This is a genomic window from Streptomyces sp. NPDC014764 (genome assembly GCF_043082785.1).
GTDB lineage: Bacteria > Actinomycetota > Actinomycetes > Streptomycetales > Streptomycetaceae > Streptomyces > Streptomyces althioticus.
The window spans coordinates 664,497-677,742 of sequence record NZ_JBIBXY010000002.1; the positions used below are offsets into that span (position 1 = coordinate 664,497).

Sequence of the window (13,246 nt, forward strand, 5' to 3'; positions counted from 1 at the left end):
CGCCCGTGCCTACACGGCGTCCCGTTCGACCGGGCAGCTCATGCAGCGCGGCCCGCCCCGGCCCCGGCCCAGCTCGCTGCCGGGGATCTCTATCACCTCGATGCCCTGTTTCCGCAGGTGCGTGTTGGTGGTGGCGTTGCGCTCGTAGGCGACGACCACGCCCGGTTCGACGGCCAGGACGTTGCAGCCGTCGTCCCACTGCTCCCGCTCGGCCGCGTGCACGTCCTGGGTGGCGGTCAGCACCCGGATCTCGCTCAGGCCGAGCGCGGCGGCGATCGCCCGGTGCATGTGCTCCGGCGGATGGTCCGTGACCTTCAGCTCCTTGTCGTCGGCGCCCGGCTCGATGGTGTACGAGCGGAGCATGCCGAGGCCCGCGTACTGGGTGAAGGTGTCGCCGTCGACCATGGTCATCACGGTGTCGAGATGCATCAGGGCGCGTCGCTTCGGCATGTCGAGGGCGACGATGGTGCGGGCCGAGCCGGCCGCGAACAGCTTGTGCGCGAGCATCTCCACGGCCTGCGGGGTGGTGCGCTCGCTCATCCCGATCAGCACCGCGCCGTTGCCGATCACCAGCACGTCCCCGCCCTCGATGGTGGACGGGTAGTCGGCCTGCCCCTCGGACCAGAGGTGGAAGGACTCCTCGCGGAACATCGGGTGGTGCCGGTAGATCGCCTCGAAGTGCACGGTCTCGCGCTGCCGGGCCGGCCACCGCATCGCGTTGATGGCGACGCCGTCGTAGATCCAGGCGGAGGTGTCGCGGGTGAAGAGGTGGTTGGGCAGCGGGCGGAGCAGGAAGTCGTCCAGCTCCATCGCGTGGAAGCGCACGGAGACCGGCTCGGGGTGGGAGTCGAGGAACTCCCGCTTGGTCATGCCGCCGATCAGCGCCTCGGCCAGCTCCGGCGCCGGCAGCGTCTCGAACGCGGCGCGCAGGTGGTCGGTGGCCAGCGGGCCGTACTCCTTCTCGTCGAAGACCCGGTCGAGCACGAGCGCGCGCGCACCTGGCAGCTCCAGCGTCTCGGTGAGCAGGTCGCCGAAGAGGTGGACGGTGACGCCCCGGTCGCGCAGCACGTCCGCGAAGCCGTCGTGCTCCGCGCGCGCCCGGCGCACCCAGAGCACGTCGTCGAACAGCAGCGCGTCCTTGTTGCTCGGGGTGAGCCTTTTGAGCTCGAGATCGGGCCGGTGCAGGATGACGCGGCGCAGCCGCCCGGCCTCGGAGTCGACGTGGTAGGTCATGCCTCCATCCTGACCGCCCGGACCCGGGTTCACCCCTGCCCCTGCCGAATCCCGTCCGCCACACGCGGAACGGCGGCGGGGCGGAGGGCGACGGCCCTCCGCCCCGCCCGCCTCACAGGCGCGGGTCCACCGGCTCGGACTCCAGGGCGAGCACCGCGAACACCGGCTCGTGGACGCGCCACAGCGGCTCCCCGTCGGCGAGCCGGTCCAGGGCCTCCAGGCCGAGGGCGTGCTCGCGCAGGGCGAGCGACTGCTTGTGGCCGAGGAAGCGGGACCGCAGCCGGGCCAGGTTCTCCGGGCGGGTGTACTCGGGACCGTAGATGATCCGCAGGTACTCCCGGCCGCGGCACTTGATGCCGGGCTGCACCAGCCGTCCGGCGCCGTCGCGGGCCAGGGCGTCGACCGGCTTGACGACCATGCCCTCGCCGCCGCGTCCGGTCATCTCCAGCCACCAGTCGACGCCCGCCCGCACCGACTCGGGGTCTGCGGGGTCGACGTAGAGCCGGCGGGTGGTCTGCAGCAGGCCCGTGGCGTCGTGCTCGACCATGCGGTCGATCAGGGCGAGCTGCCCGTCGTGCGGCAGCCCGGCCAGGCTGCGGCCCTGGACGGCGAGGATCTGGAACGGCGCGAGACGCACGCCCTCCAGCCCGTCGGTGGTCCAGCAGTAGCGGCGGTAGGCGTCGGTGAACCCGGCCGCCGCACCGGCGCGCTCGCGCTGGCGGGTCAGCAGCTCACCGACGTCGACCCCGCGGGTTGCGGCGCCCTCCAGGGCCGCGAGGGCGGAGGGGAAGACCGCGCCGGCCGCGGCGCCGACCGCCGCGTACTGGGTGCGCAGCAGCCCGGACGCCTTCAGCGACCACGGCATCAGCTCGGCGTCCAGCAGCAGCCAGTCCGTCTCCAGCTCGTCCCACAGCCCGGCCTCGCCGGCCGCCGTGCGCAGCCGGCCGAGGATCTCCTCGGTGACGTCCGCGTCGTCGAAGAACGGCCGGCCGGTACGGGTGTACAGCGAGCCCGTCCCGCCCCCGGCCACGCCGAACCGGCGGGCCGCCGTCTCCGCGTCACGGCACACCAGGGCGACCGCGCGCGAGCCCATGTGCTTCTCCTCGCACACCACCCGGGCCACGCCGTCCTGCTCGTACCGCGCGAACGCCTCCGCCGGGTGCTCCAGGTAGCCGTCGAGCTGCGAGGTGGCGGTGGGCGCCATGGTCGGCGGCAGGTACGGCAGCAGCCGCGGGTCGAGCGCGAACCGGCTCATCACCTCCAGCGCGGCGGCGGCGTTCTCCTCCCGTACGGCCACCCGGCCCATGTGCCGGGTCTCCACGACCCGCCGGCCGTGCACGTCCGCCAGGTCCAGCGGGCGCCCCTCGTGCCCGCCGGGCGCCTCGGTGCGCAGCGGCCGCACCGGCTCGTACCAGACCTGCTCGGCCGGTACGTCGACGAGTTCGCGCTCCGGCCAGCGCAGCGCGGTGAGCTTGCCGCCGAACACCGCGCCGGTGTCCAGGCAGATGGTGTTGTTGAGCCAGGTCGCCTCGGGGACGGGCGTGTGCCCGTAGACGACGGCGGCCCGGCCGCGGTAGTCCTCCGCCCACGGGTAGCGCACGGGCAGCCCGAACTCGTCCGTCTCGCCGGTGGTGTCGCCGTAGAGGGCGTGGCTGCGGACCCGGCCCGAGGTGCGGCCGTGGTACTTCTCGGGCAGGCCGGCGTGGCACACCACGAGCGTGCCGCCGTCGAGGACGTAGTGGCTGACCAGTCCCTCGACGAACTCCCGCACCTCGGCGCGGAACTCCTCGCTCTCGCCCTCCATCTGCGCGACGGTCTCGGCGAGTCCGTGGGTGAGCTGGACCCTGCGGCCCTTGAGGTGGCGGCCGAACTTGTTCTCGTGGTTGCCGGGCACGCACAGGGCGTTGCCCGACTTGACCATCGCCATCACGCGCCGCAGCACGCCGGGGCTGTCGGGGCCGCGGTCGACGAGGTCGCCGACGAACACGGCGGTGCGGCCCTCCGGGTGGACGCCGTCGACGTAGCCCAGCTTGCCGAGCAGCGCCTCCAGTTCGGAGGAGCAGCCGTGGATGTCGCCGACGACGTCGAACGGGCCGGTGAGGTGGGTGAGGTCGTTGAACCGCTTCTCCGTGACGACGGTGGCGTGCTCGACCTCCTCCACGCCGCGCAGCACGTGCACCTTGCGGAACCCCTCGCGCTCCAGGTGGCGCAGGCTGCGCCGGAGTTCGCGGGTGTGGCGGCGGATGACCCGGCGGGGCATGTCGGCGCGGTCGGTGCGGGCCGCGTTGCGCTCGGCGCACACCTCCTCGGGCACGTCGAGCACGATGGCGATGGGCAGCACGTCGTGCTGCCTGGCCAGGTCGATCAGCTGACGCCGCGCGTCCTGCTGCACGCTGGTGGCGTCGACGACGGTGCGGCGGCCGGCCGCGAGGCGCTTGCCCGCGATGTAGTGGAGCACGTCGAAGGCGTCACGGGACGCGCTCTGGTCGTTCTCGTCGTCGGCGACCAGACCCCGGCAGAAGTCGGAGGAGATGACCTCCGTCGGCCTGAAGTGCCGGCGCGCGAACGTGGACTTGCCCGAGCCGGAGGCTCCGATCAGCACGACCAGGGACAGGTCGGTGACCGGCAGGGTACGGCCGCGTGCGGCGGCGGTGGTGCCGGTGGTGGTCATGCGGCCTTCGCCTCCTTCGGGGTGTCGAGCCGGAACACGGCCATCTGGGTGGGCGGTCCGACCTCGGGGTCGTCCGGCCCGACGGGCAGGAACTCCACGGCGTAGCCGTGCCGTTCGGCGACGGTGCGGGCCCAGTCGCGGAACTCCTCGCGGGTCCACTCGAAGCGGTGGTCGCCGTGCCGGACGTGCCCGGCCGGCAGGCTCTCCCAGCGCACGTTGTACTCGACGTTCGGGGTGGTGACGCACACCGTGCGGGGGCGGGCGGCGCCGAACACCGCGTACTCCAGGGCGGGCAGCCGCGGCAGGTCGAGGTGCTCGATCACCTCGCTGAGCACGGCCGCGTCGTAGCCCTTGAGGCGCTTGTCCGTGTAGGCGAGGGAGCCCTGGAGGAGGGTGACGCGGGAGGACTGCCGCTCGCCCATGCGGTCCAGCTTCAGGCGGCGGGAGGCGATGGTGAGCGCCCGCATCGACACGTCCACGCCGACGATCTCGGTGAACGCCGGGTCCTTCAGCAGCGCCTGCACCAACTGGCCCTGCCCGCAGCCCAGGTCGAGCACCCGGGCGGCGCCGGACGCGCGCAGCACCCCGAGGATCGCCTCGCGGCGCTGCACGGCGAGCGGCGTCGGCTTCTCCTCGTCCTCGGCCTCCGGTTCCACGGCGTTGTCGAGGTCCTCGACCTCGCTGTCGTCCGCCTCGGCCAGCCGCACCAGCTCCAGCCGCTCCTTCGCCTGCCGGGTCAGCGACCAGCGGTGGGAGAGGTAACGGCGGGTGATCAGCTCCCGCTCCGGGTGGCCGGCCAGCCAGCCGTCGCCGAAGCGCAGCAGCTTGTCGACCTCGTCCGGGGAGACCCAGTAGTGCTTGGCGTCGTCCAGGACGGGGAGCAGCACGTAGAGGTGGCGCAGCGCCTCGGCGAGGGTGAGGTCGGCGGCCCTGAGGGTCAGACGTATGTAGCGGGAGTCACCCCACTGCGGGAACTCGGTGTCCAGTGGAACCGGTTCGGCGGTGACCGTCCAGCCGAGCGGCTCGAAGAGGCGGCGCACCAGGTCGGCGCCGCCGCGCGCGGGCAGAGCGGGCACCTCGATGCGCAACGGCCGCGGGGTGCCCGGCAGCTCCGGGCGGGCCGTGCACACGCCGCGCATGGCGCTGGAGAAAACCGAGCCGAGGGCGACGGCGAGCAGTGAAGAGGCCGCGTACGGGCGGTCGTTGACGTACTGGGCGAGGGCGGCGTCGGGAGCGCCGCCACGTCCCTTGCCCTTGCCCCGCCGGACCAGTGCCACCGCGTCCACCTCCAGCAGCAGCGCCGCCGTGCAGCGTTCGGCGTCCGCCTCGGGGTAGAGGACGTGCGCCGTGCCGTACGACGTGGAGAACGCCTGCGCCTTCTCGGGATGCTTGTGCAGCAGATGGCCGAGGTCGGTCGCCGGGCGCTGCGCGGAGCCGGTGGTACTGATCGTCAGGAACACGGAATCACACCTCGAGACACCTTCTGAGCTGGGGGTACACACCGGGATTCCGGTGTCGGCCCAACGTACAGGGAAGGCGTCGCGGGGGGCCGCGCATTTTCCGCACGCGCACCGGGCGGGGCCGCCCCGGTGGGACGGCCCCGCCCGGTGCCCGGGTCAGGACAGCTGGGACTGGACCTGGGAGGAGATCAGCTCCAGGTGGTCCAGGTCGGACAGGTCGAGCACCTGGAGGTAGACGCGCTGGGAGCCGGCCTCGGCGTAGCGGCCGATCTTGTCGACCACCTCGGCCGGGGAGCCCGCCAGACCGTTCTCCTTCAGCTCGTCGGCCTCGCGGCCGATCGCGGCGGCGCGGCGCGCCACCTCCTGGTCGTCGCGGCCGACGCAGACGACGAGGGCGTTGGAGTAGACGAGGTCGCCGGGGTCGCGGCCGGCCTCACGGGCGGCGTCGCGGACCCGCTGGAACTGGGTCGCGGAGTCCTCGACCGACGCGAACGGGATGTTGAACTCGTCCGCGTACCGGGCCGCGAGGCGCGGGGTCCGCCTGGCGCCGTGGCCGCCGATCAGCACGGGCACCTTGGGCTGGGCCGGCTTGGGCAGCGCGGGCGACTTGGTGAGGTCGTAGTAGGTGCCGTGGAAGTCGTAGGTCTTGCCGACCTCGGTGGCCCACAGGCCGGTGACGATCTCCAGCTGCTCCTCGAGGCGGGCGAACTTCTCCTTGGGGAAGGGGATGCCGTACGCCTTGTGCTCCTCCTCGAACCAGCCTGCGCCCAGGCCGAGTTCGACGCGTCCGCCGGACATCTGGTCGACCTGCGCGACCTGGATGGCGAGCACGCCGGGCAGGCGGAAGGTGCCGGCCGTCATCAGCGTGCCGAGACGGATCCGCTTGGTCTCGCGGGCGAGTCCGGCGAGGGTGATCCAGGCGTCGGTGGGACCGGGCAGGCCGTCCCCGGAGCCCATGCTCAGGTAGTGGTCGGAGCGGAAGAAGGCGTCGAAGCCGAGGTCTTCCGTGGCCTTGGCGACGGTGAGCAAGGTGTCGTAGGTGGCCCCCTGCTGGGGCTCGGTGAAGATGCGAAGATCCATGCCTCTTATCCTGCACGTTCCCCGGGGCGGGGGCGCGCGAGGGCCGTCGGCGTGCCTCGTCGCACGCCGGTGGTACGGCCGGTCGTGACCGGGGGTGGGGAAGATCGTTGGCTCGTTCGGAGCCGGAGCGTCCGGCGCCCGCGCCGGCCCTGTGACGCCGGGGTGTCACCGTGTCGGCCCCCGGGCGGGGCCATGGGCCGAGGGGGCCGTCATGTCGGAGGAGCAGAACAGTGTGCCGCAGCGGGGCGGGGCGGCGGCCGGAGGGCCGCAGGGGGGTCTGCTCGCGCAGATGGACCTGCTGATGGCGGCGCTGAACGCGGACCTGTCCGCGCTGGACGCGGAGCTTCAGGGGGCCGGCGGGAGGGGTGGGGCGCCGGGGACCCCTGGCGGGGGGTGCGCGGGGGAGGTCCGGGCGTCCGCGGCGGAGGGCTCGGGGAGCCGCCCGGGAGTCTGAGCGGGGCTACGCGCCTCGGCGCCCGGCCGGCCGGGCGCCTGACAACGCCCTACGCCCCTGGGCGCCCGAGGAGCCCCTTCGCGGCGGGAGCCCGGGACGGGCCCCCGCCCGGTCGGCCGGGCGCTCGAAAAGGCCCGGTGCATCCGCGCGCCCGAGGCGAGGACTGCGCGGCCCGGCGTCCGAGAGCGCTGCGCCGCCCAGGTGCACCGGGCGACCGCTGCCAAGGACCCGGGCGACCGCCGGAGCGTCCGAGACTGGCCCGCGCGGCAGGCGGCTGAGGCGGACTCGGTGGCCGCCCAAGAACGCGGCGCGCGGCCGAGGTCCAGACGTCCACCACTGAGGACCCGGGCGACCGCCGGAGCGTCCGAGAGGGCCCACGCGGCAGGCGGCTGAGGCGGACTCGGTGGCCGCCCAAGAACGCGGCGCGCGGCCGAGGTCCAGACGTCCACCACTGAGGACCCGGGCGACCGCCGGAGCGTCCGAGAGGGCCCACGCGGCGGGCGACTGAGGCGGACTCGGTGGCCGCCCAAGACCGCGGCGCGCGGCCGAGGTCCGGACGTCCAACAACTGAGGACCCGGGCGACCGCCGGAGCGTCCGAGACTGGCCCGCGCCCGGCCGGCCGGGCGTTCGAGGCGGGCCTCGTGCCGTCGATCCGCCGATCGGAGCAACCGGCGGTCCGGCCGGTGGAGGGCGCTCCCCGCCCCGCCTACGTTCGCAGACATGACGAACGCTTCGACCGACCGCGCGTCCACGCCCAGTCGCCGCGCCGCGCTGACCGGCCTGATAGGCGGGGCCGGGGCGGCGGTCCTGGCCGGCTGCGCCGCTCCGGAGGGCGTGAGACCCGCCCGCGCGCCCGGAGGAGGCGGCACGGCGCGGCCGACCGCCCCCGACGGCACCCCGACCCCCGGGGCCATGACCCTCTCACCGATTTCTGGACGCCGGCCCGCCTGATCGCGTCGCTGGACATCACCGACGTCGTCCCGCGCATCTCCGTGCCGACACTCGTCCTGGACTACGACGACGAGCAGTTCTACCCGGGCCAGCCCCGGCAGATGTACGAGGCGATGCGCGGGCCCAAGGACTACCTGAAGCTCACCGCGGCCGAGGGCGCCCAGCTCCACTGCTCCCCGATGGCGCCGCAGCTGCACTGCGAGGTCGTGTTCGACTGGCTTCAGCAGGTGCTCTGACCGGTGCGCGGGAGGCGGCGTCGCCCGGGCCGGCGGTCAGCCTGCCTCCCGCCGGGGTAACACCGCCTCCCGGTCGGCCAGTTTCCGGAGCATGTCGCGGACGCGGTCCCGGGCCTCGTCCGCCGCGTCGATGGCCTCGACACAGCTCCAGTACGTCGCCTCGTCGGCGGCGGCGCAGGCGATGCCGACGAGCGCGATGCCGACATCGCCGAGCAGGCCGCCCAGGTGCATCAGGCACGCGCGGGTGTCGCCCAGCTCGGTGAGCCGGGCCGCGCGCGGCTCACCGGAACCGGGCGGCGGGCGGTCGAGGACGCCGATGCCACGGTCGGCAAGATCGGCCAATCCCGTTGCCTCGTCACGTAGACGGGGCGGGCCCACGAGGGCCAGCCGGCTCCCTATCGCCTGGGCCAGGGCCTGCGCCTGCCACACCTCGGTCAGCAGGTCCGGAACCCCGCCACCGGCGGCCAGGGCCCTCCTGCTCGTCACGATGAGCCGCACAGCGTCCATGCGCTGCCCCCGTCTGTCCGACGCGCTGCCCACGCGTCCGCATCCGTTGAACTCCCTTGTTCACTACCCAGAGTGAAGCTCTGTGAGACAAGAAGCCAGAGGAAGTCCGAAATCTGTGGACAGCCATCGGCGTGGGGTCGAATGTTCGACCACGGAGCGTGAGAGCGGAAGGGGTGGCTCCTAGGCGTGGCGCTGAGTGCCGGACCGCTCCGGGTCCGGTACGGGGAACCTGTACTCGTTCCGGTCGATCTTCTCGGTCAGGGCGGCCAGCGGGTCGACGCCGAGGACCTCGCAGAACTGCAGGAGGTAGGCGAGCACGTCGGCCACCTCGTCGGTGACGCGGTGCGCGGTGTCCGGGTCGTCCATCACGCGGGCGGACTCCTCAGGTGTCAGCCACTGGAAGATTTCCTGAAGTTCGGCGGCCTCCACGCCGAGCGCGGCGACCAGGTTCTTGGGCGTGTGGAACGACTGCCAGTTCCGCGCGGCGGCGAAGTCGGCGAGGCGGCGCTGGAGCGCGGGCAGGCCGGCGGGCCGGGACGCGTCGTCGTGCGGATCAGTCACGCCTCAGGTGTACCACGGTCGCCCCGGGCACCCCGGCGGCCCAGGTCGCGTCGCTCACCGCGCCGACCAGGCGGATGTGTCCCCTCTCGCACATCCGCGCCGCGAGCGCCAGCAGTGCGGCGCGCTGGGCCGGATCCTGCGCCCGGTCCAGGCCGTCGGCGAGGACGGTGAGGCACTGCAGGGCGGCGGGGACCTCGCCGGGCACGTCAGCCTCCAGCACACCGGGCCCGGTGAGCAGCACCAGCGCGAGGGCGGTGTAGCGCAGTTCGCCGTCTCCGAGCCGCCTCAGCACGGTGCGGACGCCGTTGCCGCGGTCCAGCACGGCGCGCACCAGGCGGCCTCCGGCACACGGCTCGGCGAGCAGGTCGGCCACGGGTCCGGCACAGCCGACACGCACCGCGTCCACGAGCAGGGCGTGGCGGCGGGTGCACTCGGAGCGGGTGCGCCACAGCACGTCGGCGAGGTTCTCGCAGCCCGGGAGCAGCCGTCCGGTGCCCGCCGGGACGGGGTCCCGCATCCGCTCGGGGCGGGGGTCGCAGGGGAAGACGGAGCGAAGGGCCACCAGCATCTGCTCGGCCGCGGCCAGCACCCGGAGCTGTCCCTCGGTCGTGCCGGCCACACGCAGCGGCAGCAGCGCGGTGCCGAGACGGTCGTCGGGAAGGGGCGCGCGGGTGACGGCGGTGGCGCCCGCCGTGTGCCAGGCCGCCTGCACGGAGCGCCGGCTCGGGTCGCGCAGCGCGGTCTCCAGCAGAACCGTGCCGCCGGCGGACAACCTCTCCCCCACGATGCGCAGTTCGGGTTCCGCCTGGACGGCTACCTCCAGGCGGACCGGGCCTTCGGGGCCATCGGCGGTGCAGCCGATGCGGAAGCCGCGGCGGCGCTGGGCGTCGGGCCGGGCCCGCTCCGGGACGCAGGCCGACGGGTCCGGAAACACCTCGTCCAGTCCGGCCCCGCCGCCGAGCCGGGCGAGCGCCTCGTACGCGCGCAGCGCGGTGGTCTTGCCCGTGCCGCTGGGGCCGGCGAGCAGGGTCAGGTCGCCCAGGCGGAACGTGGTGCCGCGGTGCCCGGCGAAGGCGGACAGCAGCAGCTCGGTGACCCGCGGCAGCGTGGGGCGCCGGGCCCGCCCGGTATCGACTCGGGCGGGCGTGGGGGGCGCGGCGGGCGGCGGGGGCGTCGTCGCGACCGGCTGGGGCGGGGGCGGCGTCGCGACCGGCTGGGGCGGGGGCGGCGGGGTCATGCGCCGGACGCTAAACGCTTCCGCCGCCGCCGAACCGTTCCCTCAGGAGGCCGTTCCTACGAACGGACGGCGCGCCGATCCGTGCGCGCGGGGCGCGTGGACCGTCACGCGCCGGGCGCCCCCACGCCTTCCATCAGTCCGGTGACCTCCATGCCCTCCGGTGTCAGCAGGAAGACGTTGCGGTCCACGCGGTGCATTCCGCTGGCGAGGCCGAAGACGACGCCCGTGCTGAAGTCGAGGACGCGCTTGGCGACGTCCGGTTCCGCGCCCGTCAGATCGAGGAGGACCGGTATGCCGGACATGAGGGTCTCGGCGACCTCGCGGGCGTCCGCGAAGACGTTCACCCGGAGGACGACGAAGCGGCGCCGAGCCTCCGTGGGGGCCTCGGGCACGGTGCGGTGGCCGACCGAGGACGGCCATGCGTCGCGGCCCCGCAGCGGCACGACCTGGGCGAGCCCCTCCCACTGTTCGTCGGTGACATCGTGGCTGCTCACCGGCATGCTCCGTCCCCTGTCGCGCTGGCTGTCTGCATCGGCCAATTCTTACCCATGGTCACCCGTTCGGCCCAATAACGACACGCTCCGCCATCGTTCCTCCCGCAACACCCCGGCGTCGGACGGCCGTTGACCCGGCCGCCGAACCCCGCTTGCATGGGCGCATGGCAGGTGGGACGGGTGGGACGACAGGACCGGTGCTGGGTTTCGAGACCCAGGAGGACTTCGAGGCGTGGCTGGAGGAGCATCAGGGGGACACCGAAGGCCTGTGGCTGAGGATCCCTCGCAAGGGGTCCGGACTGAAGGGCGTCGACTACGCCACCGCGCTGGAGTCCGCGCTGTGCTTCGGCTGGATCGACGGGCACAAGAGGAGCCTGGACGAGACGCACTGGGTGCAGCGGTTCACCCCGCGCCGTGCGCGGAGCCGGTGGTCCGCGGTCAACCGGCAGAAGGCGATCGAACTGATCGAGCGGGGACGTATGCGGCCGGCCGGACTGCGGGAGGTGGAGAGGGCGAAGGCCGACGGACGGTGGGAGGCCGCGTACGCGAGTCAGCGGACGGCCACCGTGCCGGACGATCTGCGGGCGGCGCTGGACGCCGCGCCTGCGGAGGCGCGGGAGTTCTTCGACTCTCTGGACAGCCGGAACCGGTATGCGATTCTGCACCGGATCGAGGAGGCGAAGCGGGCGGGGACGCGGGCGGCGCGGATCGAGAAGTTCGTGGCGATGCTGGCGAAGGGCGAGAAGCTGTACCCGTGACCCGGGGGGCGCCCCCTCCGCCCCTCCCCTTCCCGACCCCGGGGCTCCGTCCCGGACCCCGCTCCGAACGCCGGAGGGGCTGATTTCCAGCCCCCTCCGGCGTTCGGTCAGCCCGCCAGGACCGCCTCCGCCGCGGCCACGCCGCACACCCTCGCCGCGCCGTGCGTGGCGATGTGCACCGCGCCGCGGGGCGTGGACTGGGGGATGCCCATTTCCACGACCACCGTGTCCGGGCCCGCCGCGAGCAGCGTGTCCAGGGCCTCCCCCATCCACGGGTGGCGGTGTTCGTCGCGGACGACCGCGACGACCCGGCGCCCGCCGGCCGCGCGCAGCGCCTCCGGGCCGGCGTCGGGGCCCGTGAAGTGGCCGGTGGCGGTGCCCGGGAGGAGCCGTTCCAGCTCCGTGCCGACGCCCCACGGCGTCTCGTCGCCGACGGCGATGTTCGGGGCGGGGCTGAACGTGGCGACGTACACGGGGTCCGTGACCGGCGCGGGACCGGCCGCGCGGGTGACGGTGACCGCGCGGCGGGCGGCGGTCAGGCCGATCTCCGGCGCGGGGTCGTCCGCGGCGGACGGCGAGCGCCGCATGCCCGTCGTCCACGCGGCCAGCGACCTGACCCGGGCGGCGGCGTCGGCGAGCCGCTCCTCGGGCAGTTCGCCCGAGCGCACGGCGGTGACGAGGGCGTCCTGGAGCCGCAGCACCGTGTCCTCGTCGGCGAGTCCGCCGCCCACGCAGATCGCGTCGGCGCCGGCCGCGATGGCCAGCACGACCCCGTGTTCGAGGCCGTAGGTGCCGGCGACGGCGCCCATCTCCATGCCGTCGGTGACGATGAGGCCGTCGTAGCCGAGCTCGTCGCGCAACAGGCCGGTGAGGATGCGCGGGGAGAGGGTGGCGGGGCGGTCGGGGTCGAGCACGGGCACCCGGATGTGGGCGGTCATGACGGCGCGGGTGCCGGCCTCGATGGCGGCGCGGAACGGGCGCAGTTCCCGCTCGTGCAGCGTGGTGGCGTCCAGCTCGATCTGTGGCAGCGCGTGGTGCGAGTCGACGCTGGTGTCGCCGTGGCCGGGGAAGTGCTTGGTGCAGGCGGCGACGCCGTTGGACTGCAGGCCCTCGACGTAGGCGGCGGTGTGCCGGGCGACGAGGGCGGGGTCGTGGCCGAAGGAGCGTACGCCGATCACCGGGTTGTCGGGGTTGGCGTTGACGTCGGCCGAGGGCGCCCAGTTGAGGTTGACGCCGCAGGCGGCGAGCCGGCGGCCCAGTTCGCGGGCCACCCGCCGGGTCAGGGCGGGGTCGTCGACGGCGCCGAGGGCGTGGTTGCCGGGGAACGAGGAGCCGGTGCGGACCTCGAGGCGGGTGACGTCGCCGGCCTCCTCGTCGATGGCCACCAGGAGGTCGTCCCGTTCGGCGCGCAGCTGCGAGGTGAGGGCGGTGACCTGCTCGGGGTCGGCGACGTTGCGGCCGAACAGGGCGACGGAGACCAGGCCCTCGGCCAGTCTGCGCCGCACCCAGTCGGGTGCGGTGGTGCCGGTGAACCCCGGCTGCAGCACGGCGAGCGCGTCCCGGGTGAGGGTGTCGGCGCCGGTGGTGAATGTCGTCATCGGGT

Annotated in this window: 12 protein-coding genes; 3 read left to right on the top strand and 9 right to left on the bottom strand. The window is 74.0% G+C overall.

The features are described from left to right. Nucleotides 1-9: 9 nt before the first annotated feature. From ACF1AG_RS08010 to ACF1AG_RS08025, 4 genes are all read right to left on the bottom strand, one after another. Nucleotides 10-1,233 carry an arginine deiminase gene (locus ACF1AG_RS08010; protein WP_359606204.1) on the bottom strand — a complete coding sequence of 408 codons (1,224 nt, stop codon included), beginning with the start codon at nucleotides 1,231-1,233 and terminating at the stop codon, nucleotides 10-12. 112 nt (nucleotides 1,234-1,345) lie between these two features. Beyond that, the gene (locus ACF1AG_RS08015) at nucleotides 1,346-3,904 is read right to left on the bottom strand and encodes a polynucleotide kinase-phosphatase (protein ID WP_391809489.1); all 2,559 of its coding nucleotides are present in this window, start codon (nucleotides 3,902-3,904) and stop codon (nucleotides 1,346-1,348) included. Continuing rightward, nucleotides 3,901-5,364, bottom strand: coding sequence for a 3' terminal RNA ribose 2'-O-methyltransferase Hen1 (locus ACF1AG_RS08020; protein ID WP_391809490.1), 1,464 nt, complete (start codon nucleotides 5,362-5,364; stop codon nucleotides 3,901-3,903). The genes ACF1AG_RS08015 and ACF1AG_RS08020 overlap by 4 nt, the downstream gene beginning before the upstream one ends. Nucleotides 5,365-5,520: 156 nt before the next feature. Beyond that, the gene (locus ACF1AG_RS08025; RefSeq protein WP_391809491.1) at nucleotides 5,521-6,444 is read right to left on the bottom strand and encodes an LLM class F420-dependent oxidoreductase; all 924 of its coding nucleotides are present in this window, start codon (nucleotides 6,442-6,444) and stop codon (nucleotides 5,521-5,523) included. Nucleotides 6,445-6,655: 211 nt separating this feature from the next. Between ACF1AG_RS08025 and ACF1AG_RS08030 the strand changes: the two genes are divergently transcribed. Together ACF1AG_RS08030 and ACF1AG_RS08035 are read left to right on the top strand one after the other, a co-directional pair. Continuing rightward, complete coding sequence (locus ACF1AG_RS08030; protein WP_391809492.1) at nucleotides 6,656-6,898, top strand: hypothetical protein; 243 nt, start codon at nucleotides 6,656-6,658, stop codon at nucleotides 6,896-6,898. 993 nt (nucleotides 6,899-7,891) lie between these two features. After that, nucleotides 7,892-8,086 carry a hypothetical protein gene (locus tag ACF1AG_RS08035; protein WP_359607875.1) on the top strand — a complete coding sequence of 65 codons (195 nt, stop codon included), beginning with the start codon at nucleotides 7,892-7,894 and terminating at the stop codon, nucleotides 8,084-8,086. A gap of 36 nt (nucleotides 8,087-8,122) precedes the next feature. Here ACF1AG_RS08035 and ACF1AG_RS08040 read toward each other — a convergent pair whose 3' ends face one another. The 4 genes from ACF1AG_RS08040 to ACF1AG_RS08055 all read right to left on the bottom strand — a co-directional run bounded on the left by ACF1AG_RS08040 (nucleotide 8,123) and on the right by ACF1AG_RS08055 (nucleotide 10,891). Beyond that, entirely contained in the window at nucleotides 8,123-8,593 is a 471-nt protein-coding gene (locus tag ACF1AG_RS08040) for a DUF6099 family protein (RefSeq protein ID WP_359607877.1), read from the bottom strand. A gap of 180 nt (nucleotides 8,594-8,773) precedes the next feature. Further along, nucleotides 8,774-9,154 (bottom strand): nucleotide pyrophosphohydrolase, encoded by a 381-nt coding sequence (locus tag ACF1AG_RS08045; protein ID WP_391809493.1) that lies wholly within the window; start codon nucleotides 9,152-9,154, stop codon nucleotides 8,774-8,776. Continuing rightward, nucleotides 9,147-10,391 (bottom strand): ATP-binding protein, encoded by a 1,245-nt coding sequence (locus tag ACF1AG_RS08050; RefSeq protein WP_359607880.1) that lies wholly within the window; start codon nucleotides 10,389-10,391, stop codon nucleotides 9,147-9,149. The genes ACF1AG_RS08045 and ACF1AG_RS08050 overlap by 8 nt, the downstream gene beginning before the upstream one ends. A gap of 104 nt (nucleotides 10,392-10,495) precedes the next feature. Then, complete coding sequence (locus tag ACF1AG_RS08055) at nucleotides 10,496-10,891, bottom strand: cell division protein SepF (RefSeq protein WP_359607882.1); 396 nt, start codon at nucleotides 10,889-10,891, stop codon at nucleotides 10,496-10,498. A gap of 158 nt (nucleotides 10,892-11,049) precedes the next feature. On the opposite strand from ACF1AG_RS08055, the gene ACF1AG_RS08060 reads away from it, so the two are divergent. After that, on the top strand, nucleotides 11,050-11,643 hold the full coding sequence (locus tag ACF1AG_RS08060) for a YdeI/OmpD-associated family protein (RefSeq protein ID WP_359607884.1): 594 nt from the start codon (nucleotides 11,050-11,052) through the stop codon (nucleotides 11,641-11,643). Between the two features lie 107 nt (nucleotides 11,644-11,750). Here the strand turns inward: ACF1AG_RS08060 and ACF1AG_RS08065 are convergent, their stop codons facing one another. Next, nucleotides 11,751-13,241: a glycoside hydrolase family 3 protein gene (locus tag ACF1AG_RS08065; RefSeq protein WP_387795605.1), complete on the bottom strand. Its 1,491-nt coding sequence runs from the start codon at nucleotides 13,239-13,241 to the stop codon at nucleotides 11,751-11,753. Nucleotides 13,242-13,246 lie beyond the last annotated feature (5 nt).

Excerpts from the sequence above, each read along its gene's own strand:
- ACF1AG_RS08010 (WP_359606204.1), bottom strand. The coding sequence starts at position 1,233 with ATGACCTACCACGTCGACTCCGAGGCCGGGCGGCTGCGCCGCGTCATC.
- ACF1AG_RS08015 (WP_391809489.1), bottom strand. The coding sequence starts at position 3,904 with ATGACCACCACCGGCACCACCGCCGCCGCACGCGGCCGTACCCTGCCG.
- ACF1AG_RS08025 (WP_391809491.1), bottom strand. The coding sequence starts at position 6,444 with ATGGATCTTCGCATCTTCACCGAGCCCCAGCAGGGGGCCACCTACGAC.
- ACF1AG_RS08030 (WP_391809492.1), top strand. The coding sequence starts at position 6,656 with ATGTCGGAGGAGCAGAACAGTGTGCCGCAGCGGGGCGGGGCGGCGGCC.
- ACF1AG_RS08040 (WP_359607877.1), bottom strand. The coding sequence starts at position 8,593 with ATGGACGCTGTGCGGCTCATCGTGACGAGCAGGAGGGCCCTGGCCGCC.
- ACF1AG_RS08050 (WP_359607880.1), bottom strand. The coding sequence starts at position 10,391 with ATGACCCCGCCGCCCCCGCCCCAGCCGGTCGCGACGCCGCCCCCGCCC.
- ACF1AG_RS08055 (WP_359607882.1), bottom strand. The coding sequence starts at position 10,891 with ATGCCGGTGAGCAGCCACGATGTCACCGACGAACAGTGGGAGGGGCTC.
- ACF1AG_RS08060 (WP_359607884.1), top strand. The coding sequence starts at position 11,050 with ATGGCAGGTGGGACGGGTGGGACGACAGGACCGGTGCTGGGTTTCGAG.
- ACF1AG_RS08065 (WP_387795605.1), bottom strand. The coding sequence starts at position 13,241 with ATGACGACATTCACCACCGGCGCCGACACCCTCACCCGGGACGCGCTC.